The organism is Kitasatospora sp. NPDC001119 (assembly GCF_053598475.1).
The window spans coordinates 110,753-127,395 of record NZ_JBSFKI010000021.1 but is presented as its reverse complement, the minus strand read 5'-3'; the positions used below and the strand labels follow the sequence as shown (position 1 = coordinate 127,395).

The window sequence follows — 16,643 nt, the reverse complement described above, 5'->3', positions numbered from 1 at the left end:
ACCTGACCGGCGTCACCCAATCCACCACCAACACCGTCACCGCCTCCTTCCCGGGACCCGGCGGAACACCCATCACCACACCGCCCTCCGAAGCGAGCGTTGACGTTCCGTCCTTGGCGATCAACAAGGAGGTCTGCACCTCGACCAACCCAGCCGACTGCGGTGAGGGCGGCCCCGGCCCCTGGGCGAAAACCACCACCGTCGCGCCGAACGGCACCGCGTACTGGCGGATCACCGTCACCAACAACGGCCCCGTCAACATCACCGGCATCACCCTCGCCGATGCCATCACACCGTCGTGTGTCACAGCCGCCGGCACCTTCGACCTGGCGGCGGGCGCGTCCCATCAGGTGTTCTGCAACCTGACAGGCGTCACGCAATCCACCACCAACACGGTGACGGCCTCGTTCCCGGGGCCTGGTGGCACCCCGATCACCACACCCCCGTCCGAAGCGAGCGTCGACGTCCCCTCGCTGACGATCAACAAGGAGGTCTGCACCTCCGCCACCCCGGCCGACTGCGGTGAGGGCGGCGCGGGCCCGTGGGCGAAGACCACCACCGTCGCCCCGAACGGCACCGCCTACTGGCGGATCACCGTCACCAACAACGGCCCCGTCAACATCACCGGCATCACCCTCACCGACACCGTCACACCGTCGTGTGTCACAGCTGCCGGATCGTTCGACCTGGCGTCAGGGGCCTCCCACCAGGTGTTCTGCAACCTGCCGGGTGTCACGCAGTCAACGACGAACACGGTCACGGCGTCCTTCCCCGGCCCTGGCGGAACACCCATCACCACGCCCCCGTCCGAGGCCAGTGCCGACGTTCCGTCCCTGGTCATCAACAAGGAGGTCTGCACCAGCACAAACCCGGCCGACTGCGGTGACGGCGGCCCCGGCCCGTGGGCCAAGACCACTACCGTCGCCCCGAACGGGACGGCGTACTGGCGCATCACGGTGACCAACAACGGCACGGTCAACCTGACCGGCATCACCCTCACCGACACGGTCACGCCGTCGTGCGTCACAGCTGCTGGCACGTTCGACCTGGCGGCAGGGGCCTCCCATCAGGTGTTCTGCAACCTGCCGGGTGTCACGCAGTCAACGACGAACACGGTCACGGCGTCTTTCCCCGGCCCTGGCGGAACACCCATCACCACACCGCCCTCCGAGGCCAGTGCCGACGTTCCGTCCCTGGTCATCAACAAGGAGGTCTGCACCTCGGCCAACGCCGCCGACTGCGGTGACGGCGGCGCCGGCCCCTGGGCGAAGACCACCACCGTCGCCCCGAACGGCACCGCCTACTGGCGCATCACCGTCACCAACAACGGCACGGTCAACCTGACCGGCATCACCCTCACCGACACCGTCACACCGGCCTGCGTCACAGCTGCTGGCACGTTCGACCTGGCGGCAGGCGCGTCCCATCAGGTGTTCTGCAACCTGACAGACGTCACGCAGTCAACGACGAACACGGTCACGGCGTCCTTCCCCGGCCCTGGCGGAACACCCATCACCACACCGCCCTCCGAGGCCAGTGCCGACGTTCCGTCCCTGGTCATCAACAAGGAGGTCTGCACCTCCGCCAGCGCCGCCGACTGCGGTGACGGCGGCGCCGGCCCCTGGGCGAAGACCACCACCGTCGCCCCGAACGGCACCGCCTACTGGCGCATCACCGTCACCAACAACGGCACGGTCAACCTGACCGGCATCACCCTCACCGACTCCGTGACGCCAGCCTGCGTGACGGCCGCCGGGTCGTTCGACTTGGCGGCAGGCGCGTCGAAGCAGGTCTTCTGCAACCTGCCAGACGTCACCAAGCTGACGACCAACACCGTCACCGCCTCCTTCCCCGGCCCCGGCGGCACACCGATCACCACACCGCCCTCCGAGGCGAGCGTCGACGTCCCCTCGTTGACGATCAACAAGGAGGTCTGCACCAGCACAAACCCGGCCGACTGCGGTGACGGCGGCGCCGGCCCCTGGGCGAAGACCACCACCGTCGCCCCGAACGGCACCGCCTACTGGCGCATCACCGTCACCAACAACGGCACGGTCAACCTGACCGGCATCACCCTCAACGACTCCGTCACACCGTCGTGCGTGACGGCCGCCGGCTCCTTTGACCTCGCCGCAGGCGCGTCCCATCAGGTGTTCTGCAACCTGCCAGACATCACCAAGCTGACGACGAACACGGTGACGGCCTCCTTCCCAGGACCCGGTGGCACCCCGATCACCACACCGCCCTCCGAAGCGAGCGTCGACGTCCCCTCGCTGACGATCAACAAGGAGGTCTGCACCTCCGCGGACGCCGCTGACTGCGGTGAGGGCGGCGCGGGACCGTGGGCCAAGACCACCACCGTCGCCCCGAACGGCACCGCCTACTGGCGGATCACGGTCACCAACAACGGCACGGTGAACCTGACCGGCATCACCCTCGCCGACTCCGTGACGCCGGCTTGTGTCACGGCTGCGGGGACATTCGATCTGGCGGCAGGCGCCTCCAAGCAGGTCTTCTGCAACCTGCCGGGCGTCACCAAGTTGACGACGAACACGGTGACGGCGTCCTTCCCCGGCCCCGGCGGCACCCCGATCACCACGCCCCCGTCCGAGGCCAGTGCCGACGTTCCGTCCCTGGCCATCAACAAGGAGGTCTGCACCTCCGCAAACGCCGCCGACTGCGGTGACGGCGGCCCCGGCCCCTGGGCCAAGACCACCACCATCGCCCCGAACAGCACCGCTTACTGGCGGATCACCGTCACCAACAACGGCACGGTCAACCTGACCGGCATCACGCTGAACGACTCCGTGACGCCGGCCTGCGTGACAACTGCGGGGACATTCGACCTCGCGGCAGGCGCCTCCAAGCAGGTGTTCTGCAACCTGCCGGGCGTCACCCAGCCGACGACGAACACGGTGACGGCGTCCTTCCCCGGCCCCGGCGGCACCCCGATCACCACACCGCCGTCCGAGGCGCGCGTGGATGTGAGCGGCACCAACGTTCCGTCACTGAGCGTCGACAAGGAGGTCTGCCAGTCGGACAAGTCCGGCGACTGCGGTGAGGGCGGCGCCGGGCCGTGGGGCAAGGAGGTGACGCTGCACAAGGGTGGGGCGTCCGAGGAGCCGTGTGCGCCGGACAAGTGCCAGGCGTTCTGGCAGATCACGGTGACCAACACCGGCACGGTGGACCTGACCGGGATCACGCTGAACGACCGCCAGGAGGTGTCCTGCACGGTGGCGGCCGGGACGTTCGATCTGGCCGCGGGGCAGACGAAGAAGTTCTACTGCTCCAGCCTGATCAGTGAGGACACCGTCAACACGGTCACCGCCTCCTACGTGCCGCCGAACTCGCCGCCCGGGACCGAGCCGGTGACCACTCCGCCGTCCTCCGCGCTCGCCCGGTGCACGCCGCCGTGCGAGAAGGAGGAGTGCCACGAGCACAAGCCCGGCCATGAGAACGGCAATGGGAACGGCAGTGGCCACGGCAACGGGAACGGGAACGGGACTGGGAACGGCAACGGCCAGGGGCCGGAGCACGGCAGCACCGGTCCCGGCGAGCACCCGCAGGGCGGGCACCAGCAGCACCACGAGGCTGGGCCGCTGCCGGACACCGGCTCGTCGGTCCGGCCCTACGCCGCGACCGGTGCGGCGCTGGCCGGTCTCGGTTCGGTGCTGGCCCTCCTGGTCCGGGCGCGCAGGCGTCGGGCGGGCGGGGTGAGCGAGTGAGCCTGACAAGGCCGGACCGGTCCTGACGGGCCGAGGGCGGTGGCCCGGGAGGAAGTCCTCCCGGGCCACCGCCCTGTGCGGCCGTCACGGAGGCATGCGGTCGGAATCCGCCGTCGACGCGGGCCCTGGACCTGGCCGCCTCCTTCAGGGGACCCTACGGGCATGGAGTTCTTCTGCTACCACCGCGACCGGCCCGGCTCCGGGACGTTGCGCCGCGAACTGCTGGAACAGCACTGGTCCTACATGGACGGGTACGCGGAGGAGTTGATCGCCCGGGGCCCGACCCTCACCGAGGACCGCGACGCCCCCACCGGCAGCGTGCACATCATCGACCTGCCCGATGCCGCCGCGGCCCGGGCGTTCGCCTTCGCCGAGCCGGGTTACCAGGCGGGCGTCTACCGGGACGTGCTGCTGCGGCGGTGGAGCAACACGCTGGGGCGCACCATGTGGGACTTCCCCGGCGGCCGGACCGGCGGCAACCGGTACCTGGTGCTCGGCCTCGGCTCGGGGCCGGCCGTCGACCTCGCCGTGCCGGCCGACCGGGACGGGCTGATCGCCTACGGTCCGCTGCTGTCCGACGACGGCACCGCCTGGCTGGGCACGGCCGCGTTGCTCCGGGCGCCGGACCGTGATGCGGCGGGCGCCGTCCTGACCCGGGAGCGGTACGCCGACGTCGAGGTGCACGACTGGCAGTTCGGCGGGCGGCCGTCCTGACCGGCCGGTGCTGAGGCCGGTGCGCCGGGCCGGCGTCCGCCGCGTCCAGTGCCAGATCCGTCCGCCGTCCGCCCCTGGGAGACCTCGTGCGGGCGGTTCCTCGCGGCCTACCGTGGCGGGGTGAGCGAGGAGACGGACGGGTGTGCCGGGCGGGTGCTGGTCCTGGTGCTGCCCGAGGTGAATCTGCTGGACCTCGGCGGTCCTGTGCAGGTGTTCGACGCCGCGGCGCAGCTCGGCGGCGGTTACCGGCTGGAGTACGTCGCCGAGGCGGACACTCTGCGGTCCGCCCAGGGCCTGCGGCTGGCGGGGCTGGCGCCGCTGGACACGAGCCGGGCGGCAGCCGGTGACCTGGTGCTCGTGCCGGGCCCCCGGCTGACCGGATCCGACCGGCTGGTGGCGCCCGCCGTCGTGCGCTGGGTGCGTGAGGCCTACGACGCGGGTGCCCGGGTGGCGTCCGTGTGCAGCGGTGCGGTCGTCCTGGGGGAGGCGGGGCTGCTGGACGGCAGGGCGTGCACGACCCACTGGTCGCTCACCTCGGCGATGCGCGACCGGTACCCGCGGGCCCGGGTGCGTGAGGCCGCGCTCTACGTGCACGACGGGCGGATCAGCACCAGTGCGGGCATCTCGTCGGGGATCGATCTCGCGTTGTCCCTGGTCGAGCGGGAGCGCGGCCCGGAGCTGGCCGGGCGGGTCGCGCGTGAGCTGGTGCTGTACCTGCGACGGGACGGGGACGCGGCACAGATCAGTCCGTTCCTGCGGCACCGGGACCACGTCCAGCCCGCGGTGCACCGGGTGCAGGACCATCTGGCGCAGCATCTGGACGCCGCCTTCACCCTGCGTGAACTCGCCGGCATCGCCGGGCTGTCCCCTCGCGGTCTGACGCGGGCCTTCACCGCGGCCGCCGGCCTCACCCCGTTCGCCTACCAGCGGCAACTGCGGCTGGAGCGGGCCCGCGCCCTGCTGTCCGGTACCGACCTGACGGTGGAGGCGGTCGCGCTCCGGTGCGGGTTCCGTGACGCCCGGCAGCTGCGCCGGGTGGTCGCCGACGCCTTCGGGGCCCCGCCCTCGCTGCTGCGGGCGCCACTGCGGCCGACCGCCTGACGGGCCCGGCCTCCTCGGCGCAGAGCCTCTTCTGCGACCGGTTTCCCCCGATCTCCTCCGATTTCCCCTTTCCCGTTTCCACGAGGGCCGACGGCACCGTGCTGCCGGAACGCGCCCGGATTGTCGAGGTATGTCTTGTTCACGATGAGTTCCGGGCCACGCAGGGGGCACCGGGCGCTGCGCCGTACCGGCCGGGTGCTGCTGGGCACGGGTCTGGCGGCCGCGTCCTTCGCGGGGATCGCCTTCGCGGGGGTGAGCGCGTCGATGGCGGACAGCTTCGCCGCCGCGCCCCGCGGATCCGGTGCCCGGGGGTGGCCGACCGCCCGGCCGGTGCCGGAGGGCAGGATCACCGTGGCGGTCGCGGTCGGCAACGAGGGCTCCGTGGCCACCGACGTCCTCGCGCCCTACCAGGTGTTCGCCGAGTCGCCGACGATGTTCGTCTACACGGTGGCCGCCGAACGCCGTGTCTCCCCGCTGTCCGGCGGTGCCCACCTGCTGCCCGACCACACCCTGGCCGAGGTGGCGGACGGCACTCTGCCGGAACCCGACGTGGTGGTCGTGCCCGCCGTGACCGACCCCGCCGGCGCGGGCGAGGAGCGCCTGCGCCAGTGGATCGTCGAACGCCACCGCAAGGGCGCCCGGATCCTCGGGGTGTGCGCGGGCTCCGAGCTGCTGGCCGCCTCCGGTCTGCTCGACGGCCGCGAGGCCACGTCGTTCTGGTCCAACATCGGCTCCCTGGAGCGCGGTTACCCGAAGGTCGACTGGCAGCGCGGGCGGCGCTACGTCGAGGACGGGCGGGTGACCACCACCGCGGGCGTCACCTCCGGCACCGTGGGCGCGCTGCGGCTGGTCGGGGAACTGGCCGGCGAGGCGGAGGCGACCCGTATCGGCACCGGCCTGGCCTACCCCGGCTGGACTCCGGACGGGCCGACCGCGATACCGGCCAACCACCTCGCCCTCGGCGACCTCCCGTACGCCCTCAACGCCGCGTTCCCGTGGCTGCGCCCCACCACGGCCATCGGCCTGGTCGACGGCGTCGAGGAGATCGACGCGGCCGCCGCCTTCGAGGGGTACGGCGGGGTCTCCTTCGCCACCCGGACGCTGGTGATCGGCGCCGGCGACACCGTCACCACCCGCCACGGCCTGGTCCTCGTCACCCGGCCCGCGACGGGAGGCGCCCACGGGGCGGACCGCTTCGTGGTGCCCGGCGTCAGGGACGCCTCCGGCCTCGACGGTGCGCTGGGCGACTGGGCCCTGCGCAACGGGCTCGCCGCCGAACTGCCCGGCGGAGGACGGCGGTCCGGGGAGTTCGGCTTCGATCCGGTCCTGCGGGACCTCGCCGAGCACGGCGACCGCCGGACGGCACTGACCACCGCGAAGTTCTCCGAGTACCCCTCGGCCCATCTGGAGCTGACCGGCGCGTCCTGGCCCTGGCGGTCCACTCTGCTGGCCGCGGCGGCGGTCGCCGTGAGCGTGGGGGTGGGGCTGGCACCGACGGCGGTCCGGCACACGGTTCGACGGCGGCGCCGCGCCGCACCGGGCCGCTGAGGGGGACCCACCGGGGCCGGGGCGGATCGTGGAGCGGCGGCCGTGCCGTCCGTCAGATCGGATCCGTCTTGATCGTTCCGACGCACAGGGCCCAGATGACGAGGGCGTCGATCGCGATCAGGACGATGGCCCACAGGGGGTAGTAGGGCAGCCAGAGGAAGTTGGCGATCATCCCCAGCCCTGCCACGACCAGACCGACGATGCGGGCCCAGGCGGCGCCGCTGAAGACCGCGACACCCGCCACGACGACGAAGACGCCGAGGATGAGGTGGATCCATCCCCAGCCCTCGGTGTTCATCGCGTACACGTAGCTGCGGGTGACGACGAGCAGACTGTCGTGGGTGATGGCGGCGCTGCCCTGGAAGATCGCCATGAGGCCGGCGGTGATCAGCATGACCCCGGCGAAGATGGTCCACCCTGACGCGTTGGGGTACTGCTCGCGGCCCCGGGCGGTGGGGCCGACTCCGGACGTACTGCTGGCCATGACACGGTCTCCTTCGATCGCGGTCGCCTCGCGGACGGGGGACGGGGACGGGGACGGAGGGACGAGCAGCCGGGTGGAGGGGCTCCGGACGACGCGGAGCGGGGCACCCGCACCGGCAGAGCCCCACATTCACCGTAAGACCGGACCCTCCATCCCGCCGTCGGACGACCGGCCCGCCCCGACCGCTGCCCCGCCCTCGCCCGGGCCGTCGCGGGCACCGCGCACGGAATCCGCTTGACCTTGACACCGTGACAAGCCCTTCACTGTGGCCCAGGAGGTGGTCCTGATGACCAGGCCGGAAGAGGACAGGGACACGATGCGGGCGGCGCTCCGCGGGCTGGAGCACGACGACCCGTCGGTGCGCCTGCGGGCGGCGCTGGCCGTCGGCACGAACCCGGACGCGGGGTTCGTCCGCCCGCTCGTCGGGCGGTGCGCGGTCGAGCCCGAGTTCTCCGTGCGCGAGATGCTCACCTGGGCGCTCACCCGCCACGAGGCGGCGGTGACCGTCCCGCTGCTGCTCGGCGAGGTCCGCGCGGAGCGGGCGCAGGCCCGGAGCCAGGCCCTGCACACGCTGTCCAAGATCGGGGACCGGCGGGCGTGGCCGGCGATCACGCCGGCGCTGCTGGCCGACGCCGACGAGGAGGTGGCCCGCAGCGCCTGGCGGGCCGCGGTCGTGCTCGTACCCGAGGACGGGGTGCCCGCGCTGGCCGTAGTGTTGGCGGCTCAGCTCGGGCGCGGCGGACGCGAGACGCGGCTGAGCCTCAGCCGGGCGCTGGTCGCGCTCGGGGAGGCGGTGCTGCCGACGCTGGGCGCCGCGACGACGGACCCCGACCCCGGGGTGCGCGCGCACGCGCTCGCCACCGAACGGCTGTGGCACGACCCGGACGCCGGGTTCGAGCTCGCCGTCGAGGAGGCGAAGCGCACGGCGGTCTTCGGCGAGGGCCGCCAGGAGGGACGGTAGGCAGTGTTGATCGGCGACGTCGCCCGGCGGTCGGGGGTCAGCGCCCGCATGCTCAGGCACTACGAGTCGCTCGGGCTGGTGCGTCCGACAGGGCGCACCGGCTCCGGTTACCGCCGGTACGCGGACGAGGACATCCGGCGGATCTTCCACATCGAGAGCCTGCGGTCGCTGGGCCTCTCGCTGCGCGACGTCGGTCGGGCCCTGGACGATCCCGGCTTCGCGCCCGCGGAGCTCGTCGAGGACCTCATCCTCCGGACCCGCGAGCGCATCGCGGCGGAGACGGAGCTGCTCACCCGGCTGCGGCGGATCGACGCCGCGGAGCCCGCCGGGTGGGAGGAGGTCCTCCGGGTCGTCGCGCTGCTCCAGGCCCTGGAGTCGAAGAGCCCGGGAGCGCGGCAGCGCGCCGCCCTGTCCGCGGGCGAGGACGCGGCGGTGCCGGTGGAGGCGCTGGTCGAGGCCGTGCTGGGCGAGTCGGACCCGATCGTCGCCGGGGCGCTCCGGTGGGCGCTGGCGCAGTCGGGCGGGGACGGGACGGCCCTGCTCGCGGAGGGGCTGGACTCGTCCGCGGCCGAGGTGCGCGAACGGGCCGTCCGGTCCCTCGCCGAGCTGCCGGACGGGACGGCGACCGCGCTGCTGCGGGACGCCCTCGGGCACCCCGACGCCGTGGTCCGCAGGTGCGCGGCCCTGGCGCTCGGGGCCCGCGGCGTGGCCGACGCGGTCCCGACGCTCATCGACATGATCGTCGGGGCGACGAACGACGCCGACGCGGCGGACGCGCTGGGCGCGCTGGCGAACGGCTCCGCTCCGGTGGGCAGTCCGGCACCCGCGAGCGGCCCCGCGCTGGCGGACCGGATCGCCGCCGGGCTGGTCGACCGCCTCGCCCGGGAGGACGTCGGGCCGGACGCGCGCCGGCGGCTGACCCAGGCGCTCGCGGACGTCCCGGGCGGTACGGCGTCCCGTGCCATCGAGGCGCTCGCGCGGGACGAGGACCGTGCGGTCGCGCTGACCGCGACGTACATTCTCAAGCTGCGCGACACGCGGTAGCCGCGCGGCGGTCGGGGGCGGGTTCGAGGTGGGGGTGGCATGACAGGGGCCGGGCGGTTCCGTCGGCAGCGGCGGTTGTTCCTCTCGGTGGCGATCGACACGTTCGGCTCCGGCGTCTTCCTGCCGCTGTCGCTGCTGTTCTTCGTCACCGTCCGGCACTTCCCGGCGGCCGCCGCGGGCACCGCCGTGACGGTCGGGTCGCTCGCGTCCTTCGCCGTCGTGCCGCTCTGCGGACGGGCCGTCCAGGCGGTCGGGCCCAAGTCCTGCCTGGTCGTCAGCAACGTCCTGACCGCGCTCGGGTACGGGCTGTTCTTCGCGGCCGGGAACCTGGTCACCGTGGCGGCCGCCACCTTCCTCGTGACGGCCTCCGACCGCCTCTACGGCGCCGCCTGGCCCACCCTGGTCGCGCGGTTCGCGAAGCCGGAGGAGCTCACCGAGTGGTTCTCCGCGGTCACCGTGCTCAAGACGACCTCCCTGGGCGTCGGCACCCTGGGGGCGACCGCCCTGATGGCGCTCGCCGGCGGGCACGGCCTGGAGGTCGCGCTCGCCCTGAACAGCGCGAGCTCCCTCCTCGCGGCCGCCCTCCTGCTGGGGGTGACCGTGCCGGCCGCCGAGCGGCCCGGGCTCCGGGCGGCGAGATCGAACACCCGGGCGGCGCTCGGCGACCGGCCGTTCCTGTCCCTGATCGCGTCCCAGACGCTGCTCTCGGCGGCCTGGCTGATCCCGACCGTCGCCTTCCCCCTCTACCTGGTGGAGGGCCTCCACCAGGCCGCCTACTGGCCGACCGTCGTGGTCGCCGTGCGCTACGCCACCGCCACCACCCTGCAGATGCGGATCAGCCGGCTGCTGTCCGGCTGGAGCCGCTCGCGGGTCCTGGGCCTGTCGATCGGCGCGGCGGCCGGCGCCATCGCCCTCACCGCGACGGTCTCCACCGCCCCGCACGCCCTCCAGGGCCCGCTCGCCGTCCTCGTGGCGGTGGTGCTGGCGCTGGCCGAACTGGCCTCGAAGCCCACCGCGGCCGCGACGGCGGTCGCCATGGCGCCCAAGGGCGACGAGGGACCGTACATGTCCCTGTTCCAGCTGACCTGGACGGTGTCCTACGCGGTCGGACCGGCGGTCATCGGCCTGGGCCTGCAGAACCCCCCGCTGCTCTGGACCGCGCTGGCCCTCTGCGTGGCGGCCAGCGCCCTGGCCCACCGCCTCCGCACGCCCTGGCGACCGCGGCCGCAACCGCACGGGCCCTCAGTCCGTGGGCTGCGGGAGGAAGCCGAGGCCCCGTAGCCGACGCCCCGGACGCCCCGGACGCGCGGGCCGGGCGTCAGTGGCGTACCGGCGGCTGCTCGGCGGCGCCGTAGGCGCGCAGCTGGTACGGGAGCGTGGACGGGCGGCACCACTGGAGGTCGAGGCCGCAGGCGCCGAGGACGGCGCCGAAGGCGTGCCGCATCGCGTCCTGGACGGCGGTGCGGGCCCGTGCGGCCCGCTCGGCGGCGGGGGTGTCGCCGTCGGCGGCCGCGGACAGGCGGCGGGAGGGGTTCCAGCGGAGGTCGGCGACGCCGGTGGTGTCGTCGCCGTCGTCGACGGGCCGGCACGGGGCGAGGGTGATGCCGGGCGCGTGCAGGTGGTCGGCGACCGGCAGTCCGGCCAGCGCGGCGGTGCGGCGCACCGCGTCGACGACGTGCGCGCCGATGCCGAGGTCCTGCGGGCGGGACCCGGCCGGAGCGGCGGTGTCCCGGCCGGCGTCCTGTCCGGTGGCCGGGGCGGGGCCGCTGGTACGGCCGACCCTGGTCTCCCCGTCGAGCCGGCCGGCCTCGACCTCGATGCCGAAGGCCGGCAGGAACTCCGCCAGCGCGTTCTGCATGCTGCTGGTGACGACGCGGCCGGCGGCGGAGGCCGGCTGCTGGAACTCCTCCATGGCCGCCGCGGCGGCCAGCCGGGGGCCGGGCTCCCAGTGCAGGGCGATCAGGCCGGCGCAGTCGTCGGAGTCGTCGAACGGCCGGGCCGGGCGCAGCTGGACGCCGGGGCCGTGTCCGCCGTACCCGACGGGCAGGCCCGCCAGGAGGAGCGCCTCGGTGACGCGGTCGGCGAGCAGCGGGTCGATCCGGGGCCCGCCCCGGGAGGTGCGTTCCGCAGCCGTGTCCTGCCGTGCGGCAGCCGTGTTCACGCCGTCCTCCTCCGGGTCCCGGGCGGCGGCCGACCGCCTGCGCCCCGAGCGTACGGCGTACCCGGACGGACCGTCGGCGAATCCCGGAACCCGGCCACCGCGGCGCGCCCGCCAGGAGGGCGGGCGCACCGGCGGTGTGCGTCCGGTCAGTTCCAGGGGTTGGCCGGCTGGTCGTTGATGGCCGTCCAGAAACGGGTGTTGGTGGGGATGTTGCCGTAGGCCCAGAAGGTCCAGCCGCCGGTCTGCGACAGGTCGGTGCCGTAGTGGCCGTCGTGGAACTCGGCCTCGCGCCAGCCGGCGCCGAAACCGGCCTGGCAGACGCTGTCGGCCGCGGCCCGGCTGTTCAGGCGGGAGCCCTTGACCGGCTGGCTGAGGGCGACGGTGCCCTGCGCCCAGCCGTTGTAGAAGCCGAGGCTGATCCCGGACGGGGCCGGGCTGCCGTCGACGTTGAGGCAGAGCACGGGCAGCGAGACGGACGGCGCGGTGTCGCCGTTGTAGGCGTTGCTCGGGCTGCCGCCGGGGCCGCCGACCTGGACGGTGCCGTCGGGGCCGTTGGAGACGACGGACCAGGTCATCCCGAGGTGGGTGGCCGGCCCGGTGGTGGCGGAGGCCGGGGCGGCGGTGAGCGGGATCAGGGCGGCGGCGGCGACGGCGGTCGCGGTGGCGACGGCCTTCTTCAGACGGTTCATCGACTGCTCCTGGGTTCGGGGTCCTCACTGGGCGACCGGCTCGTTTCGGCCGGTGCACAAGAAACTTCTCAACCGAACGCACACAACTGGCATGATCTGATCATCAGTTCGTCACGACTCGCGCCCGTCCTCCACGGCGGCCGGTCCGGTCCGGCCCCGCGGGCCCCAGGGAGGGACGTTGGAGTTCAGGATCCTCGGCTCGCTGGAGGTGTGGACCGGCGACGGCCGACGCATCCCCTCCGAAGGCTCCCGGCAGGAGCGGCTGCTCGCCACCCTGCTGCTCAACGCGGACTCCTCCGTACCGGTCGCCCGCCTGGTGGACACCGTCTGGGACGAGCGGCCGCCGGCCACCGCCACCCGCCAGGTCCGCAACCTCGCCGGGGTGCTGCGGCGCCGCTTCGCCGAGGCCGACCCGGACGCGCCGCCCGTCCTGCTCACCGACGGCCGCGGCTACCGCATCACGCTCACCGGCCACCGCCTGGACGCCCGTGACTTCACCGACCGGCTCGCCCTCGCCCGCGCCGAAGCCGCCGCCGGGCGGGCCCCGGAGGCCGTCGACGGGCTCCGCTCCGCACTCGCCCTGTGGCGCGGACCGGCCCTCGACGGACTCGCCGTGGACGCGGACGCCCCGGGCGCCGTCGCCCTGGACGAACTGCGGCTGACCGCCTGGGAGGAGTGCCTCGACCTGGAACTCGCACTCGGCCGGCACCGAACGGCCGTCCCCGAACTCACCGCGCTGGTCGCCGACCACCCGCTGCGGGAACGGTTCACCGGACAGCTGATGCGCGCCCTGCACGGCTCCGGACGCACCCCCGAGGGGCTCGCCGCCTACCGCCGGTTCGCGGAACGGCTGGCCGACGAACTCGGGCTCGACCCCGGTCCCGAGCTGCGGGCGCTGCACCTGGAGCTGCTGGCCACCGAACCGGTGCCCGCCGCCCCGGCCCGGGCCGATGAACCACCCGCGCCGGCGCCACCCGCGCAGGTGCAGGCGCCGCCCGCCCAACTCCCGCCCGCCCTGGCCACCTTCGTCGGACGCGACACCGAACTGCGGGCCCTGGACGCGCTGCTCACCGACCCGGCGGACCAGGGGGCCGGGCCGGCCGCCGCCGCGTGCGCGGTCTGCGCCGTCTCCGGACCGGCCGGGGTCGGCAAGACCACCCTCGCCGTCGACTGGGCCCACCGGGTCCGCGACCGCTTCCCGGACGGCCAGCTCTACGCCGACCTGCACGGCTACTCCGTCGACGCGCCGCTCGCCCCGCGCACCGTCCTGGCCCGCTTCCTGCGCGCCCTCGGCGTGCCCGGCGACCGGATCCCCGCGGCGGCGGACGAGGCGGCCGCGCTCTACCGCTCCCGGCTGGCCGACCGGCGGCTGCTCGTGATCCTCGACAACGCCCGCGACGCCGAGCAGGTCCGCCCGCTGCTGCCCGGCGCCCCGGGCTGCCGCACGGTGGTCACCAGCCGCACCCGGCTCGACGGACTGACCGTCCGCAACGGCGCCCGGCCGCTGGTGCTCGACGTCCTGCCCGCCCGCCAGGCCCTCGAACTGCTGGCCCGCATGGTCGGCGAGCACCGCACCCGCGCCGAGCCGCGCGCCGCCGCCGAACTCGCCGACGCCTGCGGCCGGCTGCCCCTCGCCCTGGCCGTCACCGCCAGCCGCCTGGCCGCCAGCCCGGACCGCAGCCTCACCGACCACGCCGCCGAACTCCTCGACACGGAGCACCGGTTGAGCGCCCTCCAGATCGAGGGCGACGACACCTCGGCGGTCCGCGCCGCCTTCGACCTCTCCTACCGCTCACTGCCCGGCGAGGCCCGCGACCTGCTCCGGCTGCTCGCCCTCGTCCCGGCCGTCGGCATCGGCGCCGACGCGGCCGCCGCCCTGGCCGGCGCCCCGCCCGCCGCCGTCCGGCCCGTCCTCGACCGGCTGGCCGCCGCCCACCTGCTCACCCCCGAGGACCGCGACCGCTACCGGCTCAACGACCTCCTGCGCCTCTACGCCGCCGAACGCTGCTCCGTGGAGACCAGCGCCGCCGAACGCCGCGCCGCCCTGGTCCGCCTCGGCTCCTGGTACCTCCACCGCGGCCACTCCCCCGCCTTCCTCCCCACCCACCCCGCCGCCGACCACCCGGCCCGCCTGTACGGCCTCCACCTCGACGAGTGGGTCGAGGTGGACCGCCTGGCCGCCGCGGCCGCCGCAGCAGCCGACCCCCCGCCGGGCGGCTAGAGCCAGCCGCGGCGGGCGGTCTTGAGGCCGGCTTCGAAGCGGCTGGCCGCGTCGAGGCGTTCCATCAGGACGGCCATCTGGCGGCGGACGGTGCGTACCGAGACGCCGAGGCGTTTGGCCGCCGCGTCGTCCGTGAGGCCGGTGGACAGCAGGCGCAGGAGTTCGCGCTCGCCGGTGGTCAGGGTCAGCGGCGGCGCGCCGTCGGGGTCGTCGGTGATCGGGACGGCGGTCTCCCAGGTCTGTTCGAACAGGGCGACCAGGGAGGCGACGATGCCCGGCTCCCGGGTGCACAGGGCGCCGGCCCGGGTGTTCTCCGGGTCGATCGGCAGCACGGCGGTGCTGCGGTCGAAGACCAGCATCCGGGGTGGCAGCACCGGTGCGGTGCGCACCTCGCCGCCGAGGCCGGACATCCAGCGGGCGTAGTCGAGGGTCTCCGGGGCGTCGTGGATGCTCTCCTGGTAGATGGTGCGCAGGCTGACGCCGCGTCGCAGGGCGTCCTCGTCGAGCGGCCGGGAGGCGGCCAGGCTGGCCGCGGACTGGGCGCCGCCGGGCATCACCGCCAGGACCTCGGTGGTCAGCCGGGCGGTCAGCACCTCCAGCTTGTCCTGGATGGCGTCGAGGCCGAGCAGCCGTTCGTGGTCGCCCACCGGGGTGTCGGTCCGCACCTTGGCGTACTCCCCCAGGGCCCGCGCGACGGCGGCCTTGGAGGCGGCCAACTCCTGCTGCCGACGGGCGAGTTCCTCCTCCTGGCGGCGCAGCAGGATCTCCAGGCCGCGCTCCGGGCTGACCGGCCGCAGGGTGCCGGGCCGCTCGCGGGAGGTCCGCAGCAGGGTGAGGTCGGCGAGCCGGTCGAGGGCCGCGCGCACGGCGGCCTCGGGGAGGCCGAGCCGGTCGCAGAGTTCCGCGACCCCGCCTTCCGGGTCGGCGAGCATTCCTCGGTAGACGGCTTCCGCGGTGGCGTCCAACCCCAGCAGTTCCAGCACTTCTCGACCCCTGATCCCCGTGGACGATTCCGTATGCCCGGTCGGCCCGGGCCGATCTTTCCCCCGGCCGGAACCCCTCGCAAGGGCATGATCCGGTCAACGGCCCCCGCCGCTGCCGCCCTTCGCGGTTTTGCAGCATGCTGCCTGTCCTGTTCCTGCCCGCCGAATTCCCTTCCCGTGGCGGCCCGCGGACCGGGAGGATTCGCCGTGCGCGCATTCCCCGAATTCCCCGGACACCCAGAACTGCGTTATCCCCCAACGAAGTTCCCGCACAGAACAGGAATCCGCCGTGGCCGTCCGTCCACTCGCCGCCGTCCTCCTGACCCTCGCCCTCGCCGGCTCCGCCGCACCGGCCTTCGCCGCCGGTACGACCGCCACCGACGCCCCGTCCGCCACCCAGGGGCCGGGTGGCGGGATCGGCTGGGACAACCCCTCCGCCCGGTCGATCGGCTGGGACGCCCCGCCCGCCGACGACGCCGTCACGCAGGCCTGACCTGCGGTGTTCGCAGTCCAGCTGACCGTGCCGACCGGTGCCGCTGCCCCCTCGGGAGAGGCGGCGGCCGCGGAGGCCCAGGCCGCGCTGTGGGCGTGCGCCGCCCCGGACGACGGCCTGGAGCACGTGCGCGCCCGCGCCGTGCCCGAGGGCGTCGGCCTGGTGCTCTACGTCCGCGCCGCCGACGAGGCGGCGGCCCGGTCGAGGGCGCGGAACCTGCTGGCCAGGGCCCTGCCGGCGGCCGTCCGGCTCCCGTCCGGCCGCCGCTGAAGAACGCGCCGGGACGCGCCGGGACGCGCTGAAACGCACCGAGCCCCGCTGCGGCCCGCGCCGTACCCGAGGGCGTCGGCCACCCGCCGTCGCGCCCGGGCGCTTTCCCGCCTTCCAAGCAGCTTTCGACCGGTTCCTCCCGCCCGGGAGATTGGCCGGTTCTTTGCTGTCGCTTTACCCCGTCATGGCTGACGCACCATCAGCACGTCGGCCGTCCCCCCGTTTTCCGACCACCTTTCCTTCCCGTAC

Annotated in this window: 14 protein-coding genes; 10 read left to right on the top strand and 4 right to left on the bottom strand. The window is 74.3% G+C overall.

Features of this window, described 5'->3' with window-relative positions:
- The first annotated feature begins 113 nt into the window (after window positions 1–113).
- From ACWDD9_RS25550 to ACWDD9_RS25535, 4 genes are all read left to right on the top strand, one after another.
- A complete protein-coding gene (locus tag ACWDD9_RS25550; RefSeq protein ID WP_449812756.1) occupies window positions 114–3,725 on the top strand; it encodes a DUF7617 domain-containing protein in 3,612 nt (1,203 codons plus the stop codon).
- A gap of 162 nt (window positions 3,726–3,887) precedes the next feature.
- Window positions 3,888–4,439: a YciI family protein gene (locus ACWDD9_RS25545; protein ID WP_449812755.1), complete on the top strand. Its 552-nt coding sequence runs from the start codon at window positions 3,888–3,890 to the stop codon at window positions 4,437–4,439.
- Window positions 4,440–4,559: 120 nt separating this feature from the next.
- Window positions 4,560–5,540: a GlxA family transcriptional regulator gene (locus ACWDD9_RS25540; protein ID WP_449812754.1), complete on the top strand. Its 981-nt coding sequence runs from the start codon at window positions 4,560–4,562 to the stop codon at window positions 5,538–5,540.
- 144 nt (window positions 5,541–5,684) lie between these two features.
- Entirely contained in the window at window positions 5,685–7,088 is a 1,404-nt protein-coding gene (locus tag ACWDD9_RS25535) for a DJ-1/PfpI family protein (RefSeq protein WP_449812753.1), read from the top strand.
- Between the two features lie 52 nt (window positions 7,089–7,140).
- Here the strand turns inward: ACWDD9_RS25535 and ACWDD9_RS25530 are convergent, their stop codons facing one another.
- The gene (locus tag ACWDD9_RS25530; RefSeq protein ID WP_449812752.1) at window positions 7,141–7,572 is read right to left on the bottom strand and encodes a DUF7144 family membrane protein; all 432 of its coding nucleotides are present in this window, start codon (window positions 7,570–7,572) and stop codon (window positions 7,141–7,143) included.
- 286 nt (window positions 7,573–7,858) lie between these two features.
- Between ACWDD9_RS25530 and ACWDD9_RS25525 the strand changes: the two genes are divergently transcribed.
- From ACWDD9_RS25525 to ACWDD9_RS25515, 3 genes are read left to right on the top strand one after another with little or no spacing between them, the layout of a single operon-like run.
- Window positions 7,859–8,533 carry a HEAT repeat domain-containing protein gene (locus tag ACWDD9_RS25525; protein ID WP_049656759.1) on the top strand — a complete coding sequence of 225 codons (675 nt, stop codon included), beginning with the start codon at window positions 7,859–7,861 and terminating at the stop codon, window positions 8,531–8,533.
- A gap of 3 nt (window positions 8,534–8,536) precedes the next feature.
- A complete protein-coding gene (locus ACWDD9_RS25520; RefSeq protein ID WP_449812751.1) occupies window positions 8,537–9,577 on the top strand; it encodes a HEAT repeat domain-containing protein in 1,041 nt (346 codons plus the stop codon).
- Between the two features lie 39 nt (window positions 9,578–9,616).
- Window positions 9,617–10,858 (top strand): MFS transporter, encoded by a 1,242-nt coding sequence (locus tag ACWDD9_RS25515; RefSeq protein ID WP_449812750.1) that lies wholly within the window; start codon window positions 9,617–9,619, stop codon window positions 10,856–10,858.
- A 37-nt stretch (window positions 10,859–10,895) separates the two neighbouring features.
- Here ACWDD9_RS25515 and ACWDD9_RS25510 read toward each other — a convergent pair whose 3' ends face one another.
- Together ACWDD9_RS25510 and ACWDD9_RS25505 are read right to left on the bottom strand one after the other, a co-directional pair.
- On the bottom strand, window positions 10,896–11,738 hold the full coding sequence (locus ACWDD9_RS25510) for a hypothetical protein (RefSeq protein WP_449812749.1): 843 nt from the start codon (window positions 11,736–11,738) through the stop codon (window positions 10,896–10,898).
- A gap of 146 nt (window positions 11,739–11,884) precedes the next feature.
- A complete protein-coding gene (locus ACWDD9_RS25505) occupies window positions 11,885–12,427 on the bottom strand; it encodes a hypothetical protein (RefSeq protein WP_053112534.1) in 543 nt (180 codons plus the stop codon).
- A gap of 178 nt (window positions 12,428–12,605) precedes the next feature.
- On the opposite strand from ACWDD9_RS25505, the gene ACWDD9_RS25500 reads away from it, so the two are divergent.
- A complete protein-coding gene (locus ACWDD9_RS25500; RefSeq protein ID WP_449812748.1) occupies window positions 12,606–14,648 on the top strand; it encodes a BTAD domain-containing putative transcriptional regulator in 2,043 nt (680 codons plus the stop codon).
- On the opposite strand, the gene ACWDD9_RS25495 is transcribed toward ACWDD9_RS25500, so the two are convergent.
- Window positions 14,645–15,631 (bottom strand): LuxR C-terminal-related transcriptional regulator, encoded by a 987-nt coding sequence (locus ACWDD9_RS25495; RefSeq protein WP_117486809.1) that lies wholly within the window; start codon window positions 15,629–15,631, stop codon window positions 14,645–14,647. The genes ACWDD9_RS25500 and ACWDD9_RS25495 overlap by 4 nt on opposite strands.
- Window positions 15,632–15,920: 289 nt before the next feature.
- Between ACWDD9_RS25495 and ACWDD9_RS25490 the strand changes: the two genes are divergently transcribed.
- Both ACWDD9_RS25490 and ACWDD9_RS25485 read left to right on the top strand, forming a co-directional pair.
- Complete coding sequence (locus tag ACWDD9_RS25490) at window positions 15,921–16,124, top strand: hypothetical protein (RefSeq protein ID WP_049660754.1); 204 nt, start codon at window positions 15,921–15,923, stop codon at window positions 16,122–16,124.
- Between the two features lie 6 nt (window positions 16,125–16,130).
- Window positions 16,131–16,394: a hypothetical protein gene (locus ACWDD9_RS25485; protein ID WP_449812747.1), complete on the top strand. Its 264-nt coding sequence runs from the start codon at window positions 16,131–16,133 to the stop codon at window positions 16,392–16,394.
- Window positions 16,395–16,643: the final 249 nt, after the last annotated feature.

Coding starts and splice junctions, on each gene's coding strand:
- ACWDD9_RS25545 (WP_449812755.1), top strand. CDS start 3,888: ATGGAGTTCTTCTGCTACCACCGCGACCGGCCCGGCTCCGGGACGTTG.
- ACWDD9_RS25535 (WP_449812753.1), top strand. CDS start 5,685: ATGAGTTCCGGGCCACGCAGGGGGCACCGGGCGCTGCGCCGTACCGGC.
- ACWDD9_RS25530 (WP_449812752.1), bottom strand. CDS start 7,572: ATGGCCAGCAGTACGTCCGGAGTCGGCCCCACCGCCCGGGGCCGCGAG.
- ACWDD9_RS25525 (WP_049656759.1), top strand. CDS start 7,859: ATGACCAGGCCGGAAGAGGACAGGGACACGATGCGGGCGGCGCTCCGC.
- ACWDD9_RS25515 (WP_449812750.1), top strand. CDS start 9,617: ATGACAGGGGCCGGGCGGTTCCGTCGGCAGCGGCGGTTGTTCCTCTCG.
- ACWDD9_RS25505 (WP_053112534.1), bottom strand. CDS start 12,427: ATGAACCGTCTGAAGAAGGCCGTCGCCACCGCGACCGCCGTCGCCGCC.